Below are 17,253 nucleotides of genomic sequence, written 5' to 3' on the forward strand. Positions count from 1 at the left end.
AAGCCCCGCCTGAGCGGCGCCCGCTGGCGTCAGTGCGCCTGACCCCAGGTGGCGCCCGCGCGTGCGTCGACCTCCAGCGGCACGGACAGCACCACGGCGGGCGCGGCGGCCTGGCTCATGACCTGGCCCGCCAGCGCGATCAGGGCTCCGGCTTCGCTCTCCGGGACCTCGAACACCAGCTCGTCATGGACCTGCAGCAGCATGCGGGCGCTCAGGCCCGCCTGCGCGATGGCGGCGTCCATGCGCGCCATGGCCCGGCGGATGATGTCGGCGGCGGCGCCCTGAATGGGCGCGTTGATGGCCTGACGCTCGGCGAACTGGCGCATGGCCGGGTTCTTGTCGCGAATGCCGGGCAGGTGGATGCGGCGGCCAAACAAGGTCTCCACATAGGCGCGGTCGCGCGCCTCGCGCTTCATCGCCTCCATATAGTCGGCGATGCCGGGGAACTTCTTGAAATAGCTGTCGATATAGGTCTTCGCCTCGTCGCGCGAAATGCCCAGATTATTGGCGAGGCCAAAGGCGGAAATGCCATAGATAATGCCGAAATTGATGGCCTTGGCATTGCGCCGCACCATCGGGTCCATGCCCTCGATGGGCACGCCGAACATTTCCGACGCGGTCATGGCGTGGATGTCCTGCCCGGCCCGGAACGCGTCTTTCAGCGCCTCCACCCCGGCGATATGGGCGAGCAGCCTGAGCTCGATCTGGGAATAATCCGCCGCCACGATCACATGGCCGGGCTCGGCCACAAAGGCCTCGCGGATCTTGCGGCCCTCCTCGGTGCGGATCGGGATGTTCTGCAGATTGGGCTCCGAGCTCGACAATCGCCCGGTGGAGGTCGCCGCCAACGAGAAGCTGGTGTGCACCCGGCCTGTGACCGGGTTGATCGCCTCTTTCAGCGCATCGGAATAGGTGGATTTCAGCTTGGCGAACTGACGCCAGGTCAAGAGCGCGCGCGGCAAGGCGTGACCGGCGGCGGCCAGCTCTTCGAGCACGGCGGCGTCGGTGGACCAGGCGCCGGATTTGGTCTTTTTGCCCCCGGGCAGGCCCATATCGCCGAACAAAATATCGCCGATCTGCTTGGGGCTGCCGGGATTGAAGCGCGTGCCCGCCGCCTCAAACGCCGCGTCTTCAGCCTCGGCCATTTTCTGGGCGAACACCGAGGAGAGGCGCGAGAGCTGGGCCACATCCACCTTGACGCCGTGAAGCTCCATGCGCGCCAGCACCGCCGGCAGGGGCCGCTCCAGGGTTTCATACACAGTGGCGAGACCGCCCGTGGCCAGGGCGGGTTTGAGAATCTCCCACAGGCGCAAGGTCACGTCCGCGTCCTCGGCGGCGTACTGCGTGGCGGTTTTCAGATCGATATCGGCGAAGGATTTCTGCGCCTTGCCGGTCCCGCACACCTCCTTGAAGCTCATGGGCTTATGGCCGAGATGCAGCTCGGACAGTTCGTCCATGCCGTGGCCGTGCAGCCCGCTATGCTGGACGTAGGACAGAAGCATCGTGTCGTCGATCGGCGACGGGAACACGCCATAGCGCGCGAACACCGCCAGATCGTATTTGAAGTTCTGGCCGACTTTCAGGATGGCGGGGTCTTCCAGCAGAGGCTTGAGCCGCCCCAGCGCATCGGCTTCAGAGAGTTGTTTTGGGCGCCCGCCGCCGTCTGCGAGGTCGCCGCCCAGATGGTTCAGCGGGATGTAGCAGGCTTCACCCGGCCGCACCGCCAGCGAGATGCCCACCAGCCGGGCCGCGCTGGCGGACAGCGCATCGGTCTCCACGTCTACGGCGATGACACGGGCGGCGCGGGCTCTGGCGATCCAGGTGTCGAGCTCTTCAACAGTCTGGACGGTTTTGTAGGACGAACGATTGATCGGCGCGGTGGCGTCACCGGTTTCGTCGGCGGGGCCGGCGCCCAGCGCTTCCTCGATCCGGCGGGTCAGCGTGCGGAACTCCATGGTGCGCAGGAAGCTCAGCAGGCGCTCGCCATCGGGCTCGGCGGCGCCGAAGGCATCCAGGCCTGTCTCCACATCCACATCGACTTTAAGCGTCACCAGCTCGCGCGACAGGCGGGCATTGTCGGCATGCTCGATCAGGGATTCGCGGCGCTTGGGCTGTTTGATCTCTTCGGCGCGCGCCAGCAGCGTGTCGAGATCTCCGTATTCTTCGATCAGCTGGGCGGCGGTCTTGATGCCGATCCCCGGCACGCCGGGCACATTGTCCACGCTGTCGCCGGCCAGCGATTGCACATCGATGACCTTTTCCGGCGGCACACCGAATTTCTCGATCACTTCTTCGCGCCCGATGCGGCGCACCTTCATGGGGTCCAGCATCGTCACCTGGTCATTGACCAGCTGCATCAGATCCTTGTCGGACGAGGCCACGGTGACGCGCGCGCCGGCTTCGGCAGCGAGGCGGGCATAGGTGGCGATGAGATCGTCGGCCTCGAACCCGTCCATCTCGATGGAGGGCAGGCTGAACGCCTGCGTGGCCTCGCGGATCAACGCAAATTGCGGGACCAGATCCTCGGGCGGTTCGGGCCGGTTGGCCTTGTAGCCGTCATAGAGCGCATTGCGGAACGTGGTGGCCGAATGATCGAAAATCACCGCCAGATGGGTGGGCGCATCCTCGCCGCGCAGATCATTCAGAAGCTTCCACACCATGGCGCAAAAGCCCTGCACCGCCCCCACGGGCAGGCCGTCGGTGCGGGTCAGGGCGGGCAGGGCGTGATAGGCGCGGAAGATGAACCCCGACCCGTCCACCAGATAGACATGGGACTGGGCGTCAACGGGGCGGGTCACGGCCATGGTCAGGCTCCGGCTGGCTCTTGCATGAGAGCCGCCAAGCTAGGCCCCGCCGCTTGCCGGGGCAATGCGCGAGCGGCGCCCGCAAGCGCCCTGGCACGGCTTGCCGTCAGGCATGGGCGAACAGATCACCTTGCGGCGCGGACGCACGGGGCGTGCGGGTCAACGTGCGCACGGGCGGCGGCGCCACCACGGGCTCGGCGTTGGACAGGGTCAGGCCCAGCTCGCTTGCCTTGGCGCGGATGGCGCTGTCAGGGCGGCCGAGGCGCAGGCTGATCAGGCGGACGGGGGCGCCGTCGCGCGCCAGCGTGCGCAGCCTGGCGAGATCCTCGCCTCGCCAGCGCGTGCCGGCATTGCGGGCGTAACCATTGGTATGAGGGGCGTAGCGCATGGTTCTGCTCCTTCCATGAGCAGAACATAGGCGGAACATGGCCGCCTGTCAAGGATGTTCCTTTAATGTTCCGGTTTTCGCCCTTCGCCCGCGCGCCCGGAACGCCTTACCAGGACCCGCTGTTTTCCATGCTCGCCCAGGGCTCGGCCGGCGCCAGCTTCTCGCCGCGCTGGAGAAGCTCGATGGAGATGCCGTCGGGGCTGCGCACAAAGGCCATATGCCCGTCGCGCGGGGGGCGGCTGATGACATAGCCCAGGCTCTGCAGCCGGGCGCACAGCGCATAGATATCCGCCACGCGGAAGGCCAGATGGCCGAAATTGCGCCCGCCTTTATAGTCTTCAGCGTCCCAGTTATGGGTGAGCTCGATCATCGGAATGCCGGCGGGCACCGGCCCTTCGGTCAGGTCCACCGGCCCGGCGCGGGCGATATCGTCCGCCGACGCCAGGAAGATCAGCGTGAAACGCCCGGCCTCGCTCTCCTTGCGGCGCACTTCCTTGAGGCCCAGCCCGTCGCAATAAAAATGCAGGGACGCATCCACATCACGGATGCGCACCATGGCGTGCAGGTATTCCATATCCATCTCCTCTAGCGGGCTGCGTCCGTCCGGCTGTCTTCATCGCCGTCGTCACCGGCTTCATAATCATCGGGCCGGGCGCGGCGCGCCCATTTGGGCCGGCGCCGCCAGCCGGTCTCTTCCGGGATCGGCTCGCCCCGCGCCCGGGCCAGCGCATGGGTCCAGGGTTCCGGCGCCCGGCGCCAATAGGCGCGCGCCACCGCCCCGGCGATCACCGCAAGAATGGCGATGGCCCCGAAGAACAGCGAGAACTGATAGACATAGCCGATGGGCCCGCCCCATTCGGGCGCCCCGAGCGCGCGCCAGACCAACTCATAGGCCGAGCCTGATATGGTCAGCGCCACGGGCGTCACCACCAGCGCGGCGCCCGCTGCAATGGCGGCGTAGAGCGCCCAGCGCGGCTGGAAGCTGGTGACATACAGCGATGTAAAGTCCGCCTCGCTCAGGCCCGCCACGCTGCCCGGCCTGTCGCGCAGGCGCCCGGCATATTCGGCCCGGGCATCAGCGGCGAGGGCGCGCACGGCCAGACCCCAGCGCACGAGACACACAAGGATGAAGACCGCAATGGCGGCGGCGATGAAGAGCAGTCCGGGATTGATATCGGTCATGGGGGCGTTTTAGCGCCTTGCGGCCTCATAGGCGAGCATGGCGCGCTTGCGCTCGATCCCCCAGTGATAGCCTGTCAGGCGCCCATCGCCCGCCAGCACCCGGTGACACGGGATCAGCCAGCTGACCGGATTGGCCCCCACCGCCGCGCCCACCGCCCGGCTGGCGGCTGGCGTGCAGACCTCGCGGGCGATATCGCCATAGCTCACCGTGCACCCGGACGGGATGCGCAGCAGCGCGCGCCAGACCTGACGGCGCCAGGGCGTGCCATAGAGCGCCAGCGGCAGGGCCGCCTCACCCGCCCGCGCATCGAATATCCGCCCCGCCCAGTCGGCAGCCAGCGCGTCATCACGTTCAAACCGTGCGCCGGGATAGCGCGCCGCCAGATCGGCGAAAGCGTCGTCCGTCCCGTCCGGCGACGCAAAGGCCAGCGCCGACAGGCCGCGCGGCGCGATGAGAAACACGCCCGCTCCGAACGGCGTCAGCGCCTGCCCCCAGCGAAAACTCAGGCCGGTCCCGCCCGCCTTGGCCTCGCCCGGCGTCACGGCCTCTTCGGCGATGAACACGTCATGCAGGCGCGACGGGCCGGACAGGCCGGTCTCCAGCGCTGCATCCAGCACGCTGGCCCCGTCCACCAGCAGGCGCCGCGCGCTGGCATGGGTCAGGGCCTGGACGAAGCGCTTGGGGCTCGCCCCGGTCCACCGGGTGAAGACGCGCTGGAAATGGCCGGGCGACAGGCCCGCGGCGGCAGCCGCGGCAGCCAGGTCCGGCTGGTCGCGCCAGTGGGCGCTGAGAAAATCCAGCGCCGCGACAATGCGCGGATAGTCGCGCGCCCGCTCGTCCAGCGGGGCGGGCGCGTCTGGGCGGAAGTGGGCACGGGAATCGCTCATGGCGGCAAACTGCCCGTCAGGCCGGGGCGCCGCCACCTGATTCTTGCGCGTCCGGGACAATATCGGGGCGGCGCGCCGCCTCCAGCGCTTCACGCACGGCGGCGGCCAGGCCCTCGCGCTCTTTGGGCGACAGCATGGCGCCAATAATCAGCGTCTTGCCCATGGCGGTGAGATGGGCCTGCACATCAGGCTCGCCCGCCCCGGCTACATTCACCCGCGTCCAGGCGCTGGGCAGGCGGAACCAGGTCTGGTGGCCGGTGGGATAGCGCCGCCCGACGCGGATTTCACGGCGGGTGATCTCGATGGTCTCCAGCCGCCGCCCGTCCCGGTAGGAGATGCGGAAAGCCAGCCAGACCAGCAGCACGTCCAGCCCGAAAAAGCCCAGCACCGGCCACGCGCCCGCCATCATGAAGGCGATCCCGGCGGTGAAGCTGACCAGCGCGATGGCGCCCATCAGCACATAGAAGCCGGTATTGGGCAAAGAGCGGTTGGGCCGGACTTCCGCGTTGAACACAAGCGGCTCGTCCGCCCCCAGGGGCGGAGGCGCGGCCTCGGCGGGCCAGGTTTCATAGATGCGGCGTTGATCCATGGGCCTCCAGAATAGGGCGATAGGGCGCCAACGCACAGAGGCTGCGGCCACGCGCCTCAGGCCGCTTTCCACAGCGCGGTTGGACCACTGCATCCTGCACGCAATATGAACGCACACGCCTTTCTCGCGCCAAAATCAGCGGTGAAACTTGATTTCATGGCGACCGGGAGCAGTTTGACGCATCTTCGGTCGCGTCCCACTTTGATCAGGCCTGATGCCATGACCCTGTCCGCCCTTCTGACCGCCACTGCGCTGAGCGCCGCCGTATTTGCAGCCGGAGCGCCGCCTGCGCCTCTGGCGCCGCGCGCCTCCGCCCCGGTGGAATCGCCCGCTGAAGCCGCGAGCGCCGAACGCGGCTCTTATGTTTATGTGGCTCAACCAGACCCGTCTTCGGACGCCATCGTGCCCTTGCCGTCCGGCGAGGAGGCGACGGGCGCCGAACAGCGCGCTCACAGCGTCGCCCGGGCCGAAGCCTGGTTTGAGGGCCTCACCACCCTGCGCGCGCGCTTTGAGCAGATTGCGCCCGACGGCACGCTGACCACAGGCGATGTGGCGCTGAGCAAGCCCGGCCGGGCGCGTTTCGCCTATGACGCGCCCACGCCCATGCTGATGGTGGCCGACGGGTCGACTGTGGCCATCGCCGATTTCGACCTGGAGACCATTGACCGCGCGCCCATCGCGTCCACGCCGCTGCGCTACGTGCTGGGGGCCGGTCCGGCCCTGAGCGAAACCGGCGCCGTGACCGATGCCGGCCACAGCCGCGGGCGGCTCTACATCACCCTCAACGATCCCGATGGCGAAACCGATGTGCGCCTGACCCTGGTGTTCGAGGATCCGGACCCCGGCCTGCCGGCCGAAACCCTGCAGCTGGCCGGCTGGTACGCGGTGGACGCCATGGGCGGCCTGACCGAAGTGCTGCTCAGCGATGTGGAGACCGGCGTCAATCTGGAGCCGCGCCTGTTCGTGCTCGACGACGAAGACGTCATCCCCGACCGCCGCCGCGGCCGGCGCCGCTAGGACCGCGGCTTCAGCCCGAACCAGACCCGCAAGGGGCCGGTGCGCTCAGCGGCCAGTGCAAAGACGATCGAGCCCAGAAGCGTCGCCCCAGCCACCAGCGTGAACTCCGCGACCGCGCCAAGGCGCAAGCCTGCCGATGTGACCCAGTATATCGCCGTCACCGTGATGGTCTGGTGGATGAGATAGACCGGAAATATCAGGGCGCTCATGCGCTGCAGGACCGGCCCGCTGCGGCGCACCAGACGGCGCGCCAGCCATAACAGGGCGAGAATCACCCACCATGCATAGGCGAGCCGGAGGGCGCGCCAGCCCGCGGCCTGAAGCGGCTGGGCGGCGATCACATCCCAGTTCTGCCAGACCACAGTCAGCGCCGCCCCGGCGGCAAGGCACAAGGCGCCCGCCGCCGGGCCGATCCGGTCCACCGCCCGCCAGGCGGAGTGCGAGCGGGCGATGGCGATTCCATAGAGGACAAAGGTCAGGCTGAAGGCGTGGGTCGCCCAGTCATTCACCAGATCATGGGTGACGGGAAAGAATTCCGAGAGGGTAAAGCGGATGAGGAGGAGCGGCGCAATCGGCGCCATGAGCATCACCCACCCGGCGCGCCGTCCTGTGAGCCAGGAATCCAGCGCGCGGGCGCCCGCCCGGCTGAGCATCGCGATCACCGGCGCCAGCGCCAGTGCATAGACCGCCAGATAGGCGACGAACCACATATGGTTCCAAGTCGGGGTGATGATGGAGAACCCGCCCTGGAATGACAGATAGCGCGCCCAGAAAATGAGATATCCCGCCTCGATCTCGCCCGACTGGCGCAGCTCGCCATAGGCCTGGGGGACCACGATCACGGCCATGGCGAGGAGCAGCGGCGCCAGCAAACGCGCTGCGCGGTCGCGCGCAAACCCGGCGGCGCCGAGCTTTGCGTGTAGGCTGGCCATCGCCACGCCGGAGATGAAGAACAAGAGGGGCAGGCGCCAGGGGCTGGACAGCGCCATCACAGATTCCAGCACGGGCCCGGCATAGACGCTCTTCACGTGCCAGTCCCAGGTCACGTATCCCATGCCTGTGTGATAAAAAATCAGGACGGCGAAGGCGAAGACGCGCAAGGCGTCGAGATCAGGTCTGCGCTCTGGCGGCGTCATCACGGGCTCCGGAAGTGTCAGCGACGATAATCTGCCCCGCGGCGCCGCCCCGGTCGCGCCCCCGGGGACAGGCGCCAGCCCGGCGTGACGGGCGGCGGCGGCTGACGCCGCTATCCGGGACGAAACGCCGCACTCAGGGGATGAACGCCACTGGCGCGCGTTGCGCCGTCGCGGCACACTGTGGCGCCATGCGCCTCAACCAGCTGACACGTCAGGATCATGACCGCGACCGGGCCGCCGACCGGCGCGCCTGGCTCATGGCGCTGGGAACCTGCGCCATCGGCGTGGTGGCGGCGGTGACCATCAACGCCCTGTCACTGGCCGACGAGATGGCCCGCGGCGGCGGCGCGCCGGGCCTCTACCCCTATGTTCTGGAGGGCGCCAGCGGCGCGGCGATCCTGCTGCTTCTGCCCGCCGCTCTGACGCTGGGCGCAGCCTTCCCTCTGGAGCCGGGACGCTGGCGCATGAGCCTGGTCGTGCATGGCGCCGGCCTTCTCGCCTTCGCCGCCCTTCACACGGGACTGATGACAAGGTTTCGAAGCCTGCTCTGGCCGCTGCTTCTGGATCGGCCCTATCAGGGCTTTGGCCCGCTTGTGCAGACCTTCATCTATGAGCTGCGCAAGGACGCTTTGTCCTATATCAGCTTTCAGGCCGTGCTCATGCTGCTGCGCGCCCTGACGCGCGCGCGCATGGCGGCGGCGGCCATGCATCGCGACGCCCGCGAGGGCGGGTTGGTCTCGCTGCGCTGCGGCGGACGGGAAATCCGCCTGCCGGCAGGCGAGATCGTGTCGGCGAGCGCGGCAGGCAATTACGCGCAGGTGCGCACCGCAAGCGGCGTGCATCTGGCCCGCATCCCGCTGTCGGAGCTCGCTGTCATGCTGGAGGAGGCCGGCGCCGATCCGGTGCGCCTGCACCGCTCGCACCTGGCCACCCGGGCCGCCATCCGCGAAATCATCCCCGGCGCCGATGGCGGCGCCCGGGTGCGCCTGTCCGGCGGCCAGGAATTGCCTGTGAGCCGGCGCTACCGTGCGAGCCTTTGACGCCTGCCTCTAGACCAGCAGCCAGAGGATCAGCGCGCCCAGTGCGACGCGGTAGATCACGAAGGGCAGGAAGCCGATGCGGGCCACGAAGCGCATCAGCACCGCAATGGAGGCGTAGGCGGCGGCGAAAGACAGGCCGGCGATGATCAGCCCGTCGGTCAGGCTGGCGCCCAGGTCGGCCCCCCGGGCGAGCTCGATGACGGCGATCAGGCCGAAGGCGGCGATCACCGGGATCGACATCAGCATGGAGAAGCGCGCGGACTGTTCGCGGTCCATGCCCACGGCGCGCGCCGCGGTCATGGTCACGCCCGACCGGCTGGCGCCGGGCAGCAAAGCCAGCGCCTGCGCCAGACCGATCAGCATGGCGGAGCGAAAGCCCAGCGTCTCGGTGGTCACGGCCTTGCGCCCGAAATGATCCGCCGCCCACAGCGGTATGGCGAAGCCGATCATCATCCATGCGATCAGGGCCGGCGAGCGCAGGGCGTCGGCGAGGCCTGAAAAATACAGCACCGCCCCGGCCAGCAAAACCGGCGGCGTCGCCGCGGCGATCAGCAGGACCAGCCGCCCGCCCGGCGTGATGCGCCCTTGCAGGAGCGCGATCTTGCCCATGACCACCGCCGCCACATCATTGCGGAAATAGATCATCACCGCCGCCAGCGAGCCCACATGGGCCATGAGATCGATCAGCACGCCCTGATCCTCGAACCCGGCGGCGTCCGGCGCGAGGATGAGATGAGCTGAAGACGAGACCGGGAGGAACTCGGTCAGGCCCTGCACCAGGGCCAGCACGATCAGGGTCACAATGCTCATGGACCGGCCTCCCAGCCGACGAATGGATGACAGCGCGATGCTGGGCTGATACGGGGCAGGGGCCAAGTCCGCAAGCACAGCCCGTCTGGAGCCGCACCATGCCGCATGACGCCGCGCCCGGCGGTCCGGGCAAGCTTGCCCCGCTGGAAGCGCGCGCCATCACCTCGCGCATCGCCCGATGGTCGGTGCTGACGGCTGCGGGCCTGATCGCCCTGAAAGCGGTCGCCTTCGCCCTGTCCGGATCCGTGGCCATGCTGGCCTCGCTGGCCGACAGCGCGCTGGATCTGGCCGCCTCGCTGATCACGTTCTTCGCCCTGCGCTACGCCGCCAGCCCGGCTGATTCCGAGCATCGCTTCGGTCATGGCAAGGCCGAGGCGCTGGCAGGCCTGTTCCAGGCGGTGCTGGTGGCGTTTTCCGCCGCCCTGCTGCTGCGCGAGGCCTGGCTGCGGTTTCTAGACCCCCAGCCGGTCTCCGCAGGCGGGATCGCGCTGGGCGTGATGGTGGTCTCCATCGTGGCCACCCTGCTGCTGGTGCGCGCCCAGGCGCGGGCGGTGGCGCGCACAGGATCACTCGCCGTGGCCGGAGACCGGGCCCATTACCTGTCTGATCTGGGCGCCAATCTCGCCGTGATGGCGGCCATCGGCCTGTCGCTGGCGGGGTTTGAGGCCGCCGACCCGCTGATCGCCGCCGGCGTGGCGGTCTGGCTGGTCTGGACCGCGCTGACCATCGGGTTCAAGGCCATCGAGAACCTGATGGACCGCGAACTGCCCGAGACCGACCGGGCGCAGATTCTGGCGCTGGCCCAGGCCGATCCGCGGGTTCAGGGCGTCACCCAGCTGCGCAGCCGGGCATCGGGACCGTTCGTCCATGTCCAGATGCATATGACCCTGGATCCGGGCCTGTCGCTGGCCGAGGCGCATGCGATCCTGACGGACGCAGAAAATCGCATCGCCGCCCAGTGGCCGGCGGCGGACGTGATCATTCATCCCGAACCGGCGGGCATTGGCCCTGACCACGGCCAGACCCTGTTCCTGGCCCCTGACGACAGTCCGCAGAAGCCGGACGGCGCGACAGATTGATCCGGCGTCAGGGCGTGAGCCCGGCGCCGCAGCGCCGGTCGGCCTCTGCATGCACGCCGACCAGAGCGGCTGACATCGCCGGCAAGGCGCGCGCATCCAATCCGGACCGGCGCAGGCGCTCGGGCCGGCCATCGGCCTCTTCGGCCAGAGACAGGAACTCAAACTCGGCTGTGTCGAGCCGCGCGCGCGCCACCCGCACCAGGCAGCGGCAGGCCCAGGACCGGCCGCCGCGATAGCGGCAATCGGCCTCGACGCGCTCCTCAGCGGTTCCGCGCGGCAAGGGCGCCGATGATTCGAAGCGGCCTGTCCCTGTGTCCGCGCCGGCATCCGGGGCTGTGCGCCACCAAGGCTCCGGCTCCGCACTGGCCTGACCGGCGAAGCGCGGCGGGGCGTCCATGACCGACGGCGCCTGCGGCGCGCCGGCCAGGCCCTGACCGACCGTGATGCGCACCTCGCCGCGCGGTTCGCTGGAGCCGGTCTCGCCGAACTCGTCGAACAGCGAACCTTCGAGCCGATCCTGCTCGCTCGACGCGAATGGATCATCACCCGCGGGCCCGGCGTCACGGCCGAAAAACCACCATCCCGCCAGCCCCGCCGCGACGATCAGGGCCAGCACGCCGGCCAGCAGAAACGAGCGCATCGCCATGTCCATCCGCATCCGCCTCGCCCCCCGGTCCGCCAAATCCTCGGCTGTGGGCTTTCCAGCCCGCGCCAAGTTAACCATACTTAAGGCTTCGGGGGCGAGTCAGAAGGATGAAGAGCCATGATCAGGCTTGTGACGACGATTGCGCTGGCGGGCGCGCTGACGGCCTGCGCCACGCCCACGCCTTACCAGAGCGCCGAGCCCGGGGGCTTCGGTTTCAGCCAGCAGCAGATCGAGGACAATCGCTACACCGTCAGTTTCCGCGGCAACACGCTGACCGACCGCGAAACGGTGGAGACCTATCTCCTGCTGCGCGCGGCCGAGCTCACGCTGGAGCGCGGCGCCGATCATTTCGTGCTGGCGCGCCGGGACACCGACACCAACCGGCGCTTTGTCGGGTCGGGCGATCCGTTCCGGTCGCGCTACGGGTTCGGCTATAATTATTTCCACCCGCGCTTTGGCTGGTATGGCTGGCGCGATCCGTTCTGGGATGATTACCACGTGCGCGAAGTGACCCGGTTCGAGGCCAATGCCGAGATCGTGCTGGTGCGCGGCGCCTCGCCGGGCGGGCCGGACTCGTTCGACGCCCGTCAGGTGGTGAATAATCTCGGCCCTGTGGCCCGCGCGCCGGGCAGCTGAGCGGACGCATCAGGAGGGCGCTTTCGGGCGTCCTCCTGACGGCGCCTTCAGGCGCGGCATGCTCAGGAACCCGCCGGGCCCGCCAGATGCGCAAAGCCCCGGGCCACCGCTTCATACACGTGGCGCTTCCACGGAATGATCAGGGCGGGCGTCTCGGCCAGCGGCACCCAGCGGAAGGTTTCAAATTCCTGGGGCGGCACGGCCTGAAGGTCGAAAGCTGCGTCCGTGCCATGATAGCGGAAGGCGAACCAGCGCTGCTTCTGGCCTTTCCAGTCATTGCGCCGGCGCTGGGCCAGCACTTCGGGCGGAAAATCATAGGCGAGCCAGCCGGGAATTTCGCCGATGAGCTCGGCCAGATCCTCGGTCACGCCGGTTTCTTCGTAGAGCTCGCGCAGGGCGCCGGCCTGCGCATCCTCGCCCGGATCGAGCCCGCCCTGGGGAAACTGCCAGACCCAGGGCCCGCCCTGGGCATAGCGCCGGCCCATCCAGACCAGACCGCGCCGGTCGAACAACACCATCCCGGCATTGGGTCGATGCTCAGGGTAAGGATCGTGCGCCCGGCTCATGTCCCGCTGGCGTCGTCGCGGCGCAGACGCGCGACATGGCTGGCGGGCGCCAGCACATAGCCGCGCCGCGACAGGCCCTCGGCCCAGGCGGCGGCGGCGTCCACGGTGACGGGATAGGCGAAGCCCGAGCCCAGCGCCGACCCGTTCTGCAGCGCCAGCGCTTCGAGCTCCAGAAGGCGCGTCTCCACCGATTCGGGGCTCGGGTCCGCGTCAATCACCCGGTCGGCCAGCACCAGGCGGGCATTCGCCTCGCGGCCTGCCGCCTCGATCACCTGACGCCGGCCGGCGCCGTCATGGAACATGGTCAAGCCGCGCGCTTCCAGCCGGGCGAAAATCTGCGACAGGGGCGCGGGCGCGGCGCCCAGGCGCGCGCCCTGATAATTGATCACTCCGGCATAGCCCGCCGAGCGCGACAAAAGCCAGGCGAGGCGGCGCGCGTTCTCGGCTTCGGAGGCGTCCGCCAGCAGGGTGTGGGGGCCGGGATCGTTATTGGGATAGTCGAACGGCTCCATGGGCAGTTCGATCAGCACTTCGTGCCCGGCGGCGCGGGCGCGGTCGATCCAGCCCTGCAGATCGTTGGCGTAGGGCGCAAAGCTCAGTGTCACTTCCGGCGGCAGGGTCTCGATGGCCTCGAGCGTCAGGCGCTCGGACATGCCCAGGCCGCCGACGATCAGCGCCACCACAGGGCCGGTGCGCGGCGCATGGGCGCGGGCATAGGCCTCGTCGGGACGCCGGCCATCCGCGCTGATCATGGGCAATGGACCGCCTGGACCGTCTTCCCACAAGCCCGGCAGCGGCGCGGCAGGCGCGGTTGGCGTCGCGGGGGCAGGCGGCGCGTTGAGCGCGGCTTCGGTGTCGCTGACGCCGGGAAGGGAAACCTCTTCATCCACCGCAAACTCGAACGGGACCGGATCGGGCGCAGCAGGCACAGGCTCGGCCTCGGCCAGGATCACCGGCTCGGGCGGCCGGGCGATGTCGGCTTCGGCGCTCACCGGGCCTGGTTCGCCGCCGGTAAAGACCGACAGGGCCACCGCCCCGGCAATGAACACGCACGCCGCAGCCAGCCCCGCCAGAAGCGGAGCGCGCAAGGGGGACCGGTCTGGATTCGGCGCAGGCATGGGCCGGATATATCCGTTTATCAGGGTGATTCGCGGTATCACCTTGCCCCGCCGCCCGTAAAGAATCGTTAACGAAGATCGGCCGCGCGGGCGCGACGGCGCCTGATTGAATGCGCCGCCATGTCACCGTATGGTGATCCATAAAGTCACCTCATAGTGACTCTGGTTCAGGCGACAGGCGACTCATGACCGAGGCCCAAACCCGCAGCCGCGCCGCCACCGAGGCCCGCCTCATGGAGGCCGCCGGCGACGTGCTGGTCCGGGACGGGTTTGCCGGCTTTGGCGTGAACGCCGTGGCCCGCGAGGCGGGCTGCGACAAGCAGCTCATCTACCGCTATTTCGGGGGTCTGGACGGGCTCGCAACAGCGCTCTGCAAACGCGAGGGCGAGGCTCTGGCGGCGGCGCTGGAGAGTCACGCCCCGCCCCGTCATGCTTCAGATTATGCCGGTCTCATAGAGCAGCTGGTGATGGCCTATCTTGAGGCGCTGACCGCCCATCCGGCCGCGCAGAAGCTTGTTCTGTGGGAGCTGTCGGGACCTGCGCCGGCGCTGGCCGGTTTCGCCAAAGCGCGCGCGGCCATGATCGCGGGCTGGATCGCGCGGCGTCAGGGCGCGCTGGCCCCGCCGGACGGCATCGACGCGCTGGCGGTCAACGCAATTCTGATCGCCACAGTGCACCAGCTCGTGCTGGCGCGCAGCGCTTCGCAGAAGGGGCGCGCCGGCAGCCCGCAGCAGGACGCGGCCTGGGCGCGCGCCCGGGCGGCGCTCGCCCACATGGCGCGCAGCGCCCTGTCAGATCAGTGACGTAAAATAACGTAGAAGGCGCCCGAGCCGCCATGACGGGCGTGGGCGGGGCTGTAGCCGGCGCACAGGGGCGCAAAATCCGGCTCGCCCATCCAGTCGGTGAAGGCACGGCGCAATACGCCCGGCAAGGGCCGCGCATCCACGCTCCACGGCTCGAACCGGCTGTCATCCTGCGCGCGGGCGCCCGCGCCCTTGCCGGTGATCACCAGCACGGCTCCAAACCCCCGCGCCCGGGCGCGCATCAGAAAGCGCAACAGCTCGCCGCGCGCCGCCCTCGCCGTCAGGCCATGCAGATCGAGGCGCGCCTCCACCTCCACCCGCCCGCGGCGCAGACGCCGGTCGGAGGAACGATCGGTTGGACGGCGGGCTGTGGCGTCGGGCGGCCGGGGAATACCGCGCGGGCCTTGCGCCGGCATGGGCAAAGGCCGGGTGTCCAGCACAGGGTCAGGCGGGGGCGCCGCTTCGTCGAGCGCCTTGATGCGGGACGCATCCAACGGGCGCACCCCGCTGGCGAAGCGCCGCCACAGCTCGCGCTCATCCGGGCGCAGGGGCCGTGACGGACGCCGCGCCATCAGCTGGTCAGGCGCGCGGCCAGGGCGCGCGGCACCAGGATGGTCCATTGCGCCGCAGGATCATTCTGACGCCCGGCGCGCTCGCCCGCTTCCGGCCCCCAGCCGAAGAACAGATCGCCGCGCGCCGGTCCGGTAATGGCGCCGCCGGCGTCCTGCGCGATCACCAGCCCGGACCAGTCGGGCGCGCCCGGCAGCACCGCCTGCACAAACACCGGCGCGCCCCAGGCGTGATAGGCCGGATCCACTGCCATGGAGGCCATGGGCGTCAGAGGCGCGCCCTGAGCGCCCAGAGGGCCTTCATTCGGGTCATTGAGAGCATCGAGGCTGAAAAACACATAGCGCGGGTTCTCGTTGAACAGCGCCGTCCAGGCGTCCGGGCCGCGCTGGCGCAGCCAACGCTCGATATCCTGCTTGGACGCGCCATGAGAGGGCAACTCGCCCCGGTCGATGAGGATGCGCCCGATGGATACGTAAGGCAGGCCGTTATGGGCGGCAAAGCGCACCCGCGCCTGACCGCCATCGCGGTAGACCAGCCGCCCCGAGCCCTGAATCTGCAGGAAGAACACATCGATAGGCCGGCCCCAGGCCAGCGGGACGCCCAGATTGAGCGCCTCGATCTCGGCGCGCGGACGGTAGGGCTCGAAGCTCTGGTCCGAAGCGCGCCCGACAATGCGCTGGCCCTCAAGCCCTGCAATGAACTGGCCCAGATCCCCGGTGAGCAGATCGCCCGGACGCCCGCGGATCGCCATGGAAAACTCGGTGTCGGGCGCCTCGCGCACCTCCACATAGGGCTCGTAATAGCCAGTGAGCCGGCCACGGGCGCCCAGGCGCATGGGCGTGAATTGGCGCTCGAAAAAGGCGCGCGCCGCGTCTGCATCAGCGCGCCCGGCCAGCATGGACGCTTCCAGACAGGCCTCACGCCAGTCGCCAGTGCGGCCTGCGTAAGGGGCGTTGCGCGCCAGCGGTTCGTGATCGGGCCGCGCCTCCACCCGGCGGCAGCTTTCCACAAACGCCGCCAGCGCCGGCCGCGCATCGGTCCCGGTCCAACCGGGCAAGGCTGAAAAGCGCACCGGGGTGAGGTCCGGCGCGCGGGGCGCATCATACGGGGATGGACTGGCGGCGCCGGTCGCGGGGCGTGATGGCGAAGCACCCGGCGGCGGCGCGCTGGCGCAGGCCGCCAGAACGAGCGCGATCAGGCCGGCGCCAAACGCTCTAGGCCGTGCGCACGCCCGCCAGATACCAGTTCGGGTTGGGGCTGGTGACATCACGCTCGAAGCTCCAGATCTCGTCCACTGTCTTCAGCGTGGTGAGATCGCCCTCCACGATTGTCCCGTCAGCGTCACGGGTCTCGCTGGCGATTTCCGCGCTGAACGCGACCTTCACCCTGGCCCGGTTATCGTTAAGAGAGGCTTCCACGATCTCCGCGCTCTTCAGCCGGTCGATCTCGGTGACCATGGTCAGGTTCTTCTGCGCGCGCCCGTCGATGGACGCGCCCCAGGCGGCCATCACCTTGTCGCTCAGGAGCGGGCCGAGCGCATCCTTGTCCCCGGCGGCATAGGCGGTGACGATCATGGCGTACGCTTCGCGCGCGCCAGAGATGAAGCCGCTCTGATCAAAGCCGCCATCGGCCGCCGCAATGGCCGCCAGGCCTGCGGCGGCGGGGCCGGTATACACAGGCGAATCCGGTGACAGATCGGCAGAGGCCGGGCCGGCCGGACCCGCCGGGCGCGGCGCACGGCCGGCCGCCGCAGCGCGCTCGCGTTCTTCACGCACATGATCTTCATGAGTGCGGCCCGAGGGTTTGCCCAGAAGCATGTAGAGGCGCACGCCGAGGAAGACGGCGAGGCCGGCGAAGAACAAGAGCTGGAGGACGTCCATATTCATGGCGTATCGGGCCTGTCATCTGTGCGCAAGGCGGGTGGGTCCTCCCTGATATAGTCATTCGCGCGCGCCGCGTCACGCCGGGGCTGCGCTTGCCG

19 protein-coding genes are annotated in these 17,253 nt (G+C 69.0%); 5 read left to right on the forward strand and 14 right to left on the reverse strand.

Annotated features, from left to right (window positions below; all coding sequences use genetic code 11):
• Positions 1–29: 29 nt before the first annotated feature.
• The 6 genes from polA to L2D01_00615 form a co-directional block, all read right to left on the reverse strand.
• Positions 30–2,804, reverse strand: a complete 2,775-nt coding sequence (gene polA / locus L2D01_00590; protein WBQ10283.1) for a DNA polymerase I — start codon at positions 2,802–2,804, stop codon at positions 30–32.
• Between the two features lie 106 nt (positions 2,805–2,910).
• Complete coding sequence (locus L2D01_00595; protein ID WBQ10284.1) at positions 2,911–3,192, reverse strand: hypothetical protein; 282 nt, start codon at positions 3,190–3,192, stop codon at positions 2,911–2,913.
• Positions 3,193–3,298: 106 nt separating this feature from the next.
• A complete protein-coding gene (locus L2D01_00600) occupies positions 3,299–3,766 on the reverse strand; it encodes a VOC family protein (protein ID WBQ10285.1) in 468 nt (155 codons plus the stop codon).
• A gap of 11 nt (positions 3,767–3,777) precedes the next feature.
• Complete coding sequence (locus tag L2D01_00605) at positions 3,778–4,374, reverse strand: hypothetical protein (protein ID WBQ10286.1); 597 nt, start codon at positions 4,372–4,374, stop codon at positions 3,778–3,780.
• A 9-nt stretch (positions 4,375–4,383) separates the two neighbouring features.
• Complete coding sequence (locus L2D01_00610) at positions 4,384–5,262, reverse strand: methylated-DNA--[protein]-cysteine S-methyltransferase (GenBank protein ID WBQ10287.1); 879 nt, start codon at positions 5,260–5,262, stop codon at positions 4,384–4,386.
• 16 nt (positions 5,263–5,278) lie between these two features.
• Positions 5,279–5,851 carry a DUF2244 domain-containing protein gene (locus tag L2D01_00615; GenBank protein WBQ10288.1) on the reverse strand — a complete coding sequence of 191 codons (573 nt, stop codon included), beginning with the start codon at positions 5,849–5,851 and terminating at the stop codon, positions 5,279–5,281.
• A gap of 219 nt (positions 5,852–6,070) precedes the next feature.
• On the opposite strand from L2D01_00615, the gene L2D01_00620 reads away from it, so the two are divergent.
• Positions 6,071–6,868, forward strand: a complete 798-nt coding sequence (locus L2D01_00620; protein ID WBQ10289.1) for an outer membrane lipoprotein carrier protein LolA — start codon at positions 6,071–6,073, stop codon at positions 6,866–6,868.
• Here the strand turns inward: L2D01_00620 and L2D01_00625 are convergent.
• On the reverse strand, positions 6,865–8,004 hold the full coding sequence (locus tag L2D01_00625) for an acyltransferase (GenBank protein ID WBQ10290.1): 1,140 nt from the start codon (positions 8,002–8,004) through the stop codon (positions 6,865–6,867). The two genes, L2D01_00620 and L2D01_00625, sit on opposite strands and share 4 nt — an antisense overlap.
• A 188-nt stretch (positions 8,005–8,192) precedes the next feature.
• Between L2D01_00625 and L2D01_00630 the strand changes: the two genes are divergently transcribed.
• Positions 8,193–9,044 carry a LytTR family transcriptional regulator gene (locus L2D01_00630; GenBank protein ID WBQ10291.1) on the forward strand — a complete coding sequence of 284 codons (852 nt, stop codon included), beginning with the start codon at positions 8,193–8,195 and terminating at the stop codon, positions 9,042–9,044.
• Between the two features lie 9 nt (positions 9,045–9,053).
• Here the strand turns inward: L2D01_00630 and L2D01_00635 are convergent, their stop codons facing one another.
• Positions 9,054–9,854 carry an undecaprenyl-diphosphate phosphatase gene (locus L2D01_00635; protein ID WBQ10292.1) on the reverse strand — a complete coding sequence of 267 codons (801 nt, stop codon included), beginning with the start codon at positions 9,852–9,854 and terminating at the stop codon, positions 9,054–9,056.
• 98 nt (positions 9,855–9,952) lie between these two features.
• Here L2D01_00635 and L2D01_00640 point away from each other — a divergent pair, with 98 nt between their 5' ends.
• Entirely contained in the window at positions 9,953–10,933 is a 981-nt protein-coding gene (locus L2D01_00640) for a cation diffusion facilitator family transporter (protein WBQ10293.1), read from the forward strand.
• A 7-nt stretch (positions 10,934–10,940) separates the two neighbouring features.
• Here L2D01_00640 and L2D01_00645 read toward each other — a convergent pair whose 3' ends face one another.
• Complete coding sequence (locus L2D01_00645) at positions 10,941–11,573, reverse strand: hypothetical protein (protein WBQ10294.1); 633 nt, start codon at positions 11,571–11,573, stop codon at positions 10,941–10,943.
• Positions 11,574–11,696: 123 nt separating this feature from the next.
• Between L2D01_00645 and L2D01_00650 the strand changes: the two genes are divergently transcribed.
• Positions 11,697–12,215 carry a hypothetical protein gene (locus tag L2D01_00650; GenBank protein ID WBQ10295.1) on the forward strand — a complete coding sequence of 173 codons (519 nt, stop codon included), beginning with the start codon at positions 11,697–11,699 and terminating at the stop codon, positions 12,213–12,215.
• A gap of 62 nt (positions 12,216–12,277) precedes the next feature.
• On the opposite strand, the gene L2D01_00655 is transcribed toward L2D01_00650, so the two are convergent.
• Entirely contained in the window at positions 12,278–12,781 is a 504-nt protein-coding gene (locus tag L2D01_00655) for an RNA pyrophosphohydrolase (GenBank protein WBQ10296.1), read from the reverse strand.
• Positions 12,778–13,899: a divergent polysaccharide deacetylase family protein gene (locus L2D01_00660; protein ID WBQ10297.1), complete on the reverse strand. Its 1,122-nt coding sequence runs from the start codon at positions 13,897–13,899 to the stop codon at positions 12,778–12,780. The genes L2D01_00655 and L2D01_00660 overlap by 4 nt, the downstream gene beginning before the upstream one ends.
• Positions 13,900–14,084: 185 nt before the next feature.
• Here L2D01_00660 and L2D01_00665 point away from each other — a divergent pair, with 185 nt between their 5' ends.
• Positions 14,085–14,702, forward strand: coding sequence for a TetR/AcrR family transcriptional regulator (locus tag L2D01_00665; GenBank protein WBQ10298.1), 618 nt, complete (start codon positions 14,085–14,087; stop codon positions 14,700–14,702).
• Here the strand turns inward: L2D01_00665 and L2D01_00670 are convergent.
• The 3 genes from L2D01_00670 to L2D01_00680 form a co-directional block, all read right to left on the reverse strand.
• Complete coding sequence (locus tag L2D01_00670; GenBank protein WBQ10299.1) at positions 14,696–15,274, reverse strand: Smr/MutS family protein; 579 nt, start codon at positions 15,272–15,274, stop codon at positions 14,696–14,698. The two genes, L2D01_00665 and L2D01_00670, sit on opposite strands and share 7 nt — an antisense overlap.
• A complete protein-coding gene (locus L2D01_00675; protein WBQ10300.1) occupies positions 15,274–16,329 on the reverse strand; it encodes an MltA domain-containing protein in 1,056 nt (351 codons plus the stop codon). The genes L2D01_00670 and L2D01_00675 overlap by 1 nt, the downstream gene beginning before the upstream one ends.
• 157 nt (positions 16,330–16,486) lie before the next feature.
• A complete protein-coding gene (locus L2D01_00680) occupies positions 16,487–17,158 on the reverse strand; it encodes a Tim44/TimA family putative adaptor protein (protein WBQ10301.1) in 672 nt (223 codons plus the stop codon).
• Between the last annotated feature and the right edge of the window lie 95 nt (positions 17,159–17,253).

It is taken from the genome of Hyphomonadaceae bacterium ML37 (assembly GCA_027627685.1).
Taxonomy (GTDB): Bacteria; Pseudomonadota; Alphaproteobacteria; order Caulobacterales; family Maricaulaceae; genus Oceanicaulis.

Excerpts from the sequence above, each read along its gene's own strand:
- polA (WBQ10283.1), bottom strand. The coding sequence starts at position 2,804 with ATGGCCGTGACCCGCCCCGTTGACGCCCAGTCCCATGTCTATCTGGTG.
- L2D01_00595 (WBQ10284.1), bottom strand. The coding sequence starts at position 3,192 with ATGCGCTACGCCCCTCATACCAATGGTTACGCCCGCAATGCCGGCACG.
- L2D01_00600 (WBQ10285.1), bottom strand. The coding sequence starts at position 3,766 with ATGGAATACCTGCACGCCATGGTGCGCATCCGTGATGTGGATGCGTCC.
- L2D01_00605 (WBQ10286.1), bottom strand. The coding sequence starts at position 4,374 with ATGACCGATATCAATCCCGGACTGCTCTTCATCGCCGCCGCCATTGCG.
- L2D01_00610 (WBQ10287.1), bottom strand. The coding sequence starts at position 5,262 with ATGAGCGATTCCCGTGCCCACTTCCGCCCAGACGCGCCCGCCCCGCTG.
- L2D01_00615 (WBQ10288.1), bottom strand. The coding sequence starts at position 5,851 with ATGGATCAACGCCGCATCTATGAAACCTGGCCCGCCGAGGCCGCGCCT.
- L2D01_00620 (WBQ10289.1), top strand. The coding sequence starts at position 6,071 with ATGACCCTGTCCGCCCTTCTGACCGCCACTGCGCTGAGCGCCGCCGTA.
- L2D01_00625 (WBQ10290.1), bottom strand. The coding sequence starts at position 8,004 with ATGACGCCGCCAGAGCGCAGACCTGATCTCGACGCCTTGCGCGTCTTC.
- L2D01_00630 (WBQ10291.1), top strand. The coding sequence starts at position 8,193 with ATGCGCCTCAACCAGCTGACACGTCAGGATCATGACCGCGACCGGGCC.
- L2D01_00635 (WBQ10292.1), bottom strand. The coding sequence starts at position 9,854 with ATGAGCATTGTGACCCTGATCGTGCTGGCCCTGGTGCAGGGCCTGACC.
- L2D01_00640 (WBQ10293.1), top strand. The coding sequence starts at position 9,953 with ATGCCGCATGACGCCGCGCCCGGCGGTCCGGGCAAGCTTGCCCCGCTG.
- L2D01_00645 (WBQ10294.1), bottom strand. The coding sequence starts at position 11,573 with ATGCGCTCGTTTCTGCTGGCCGGCGTGCTGGCCCTGATCGTCGCGGCG.
- L2D01_00650 (WBQ10295.1), top strand. The coding sequence starts at position 11,697 with ATGATCAGGCTTGTGACGACGATTGCGCTGGCGGGCGCGCTGACGGCC.
- L2D01_00655 (WBQ10296.1), bottom strand. The coding sequence starts at position 12,781 with ATGAGCCGGGCGCACGATCCTTACCCTGAGCATCGACCCAATGCCGGG.
- L2D01_00660 (WBQ10297.1), bottom strand. The coding sequence starts at position 13,899 with ATGCCTGCGCCGAATCCAGACCGGTCCCCCTTGCGCGCTCCGCTTCTG.
- L2D01_00665 (WBQ10298.1), top strand. The coding sequence starts at position 14,085 with ATGACCGAGGCCCAAACCCGCAGCCGCGCCGCCACCGAGGCCCGCCTC.
- L2D01_00670 (WBQ10299.1), bottom strand. The coding sequence starts at position 15,274 with ATGGCGCGGCGTCCGTCACGGCCCCTGCGCCCGGATGAGCGCGAGCTG.
- L2D01_00680 (WBQ10301.1), bottom strand. The coding sequence starts at position 17,158 with ATGAATATGGACGTCCTCCAGCTCTTGTTCTTCGCCGGCCTCGCCGTC.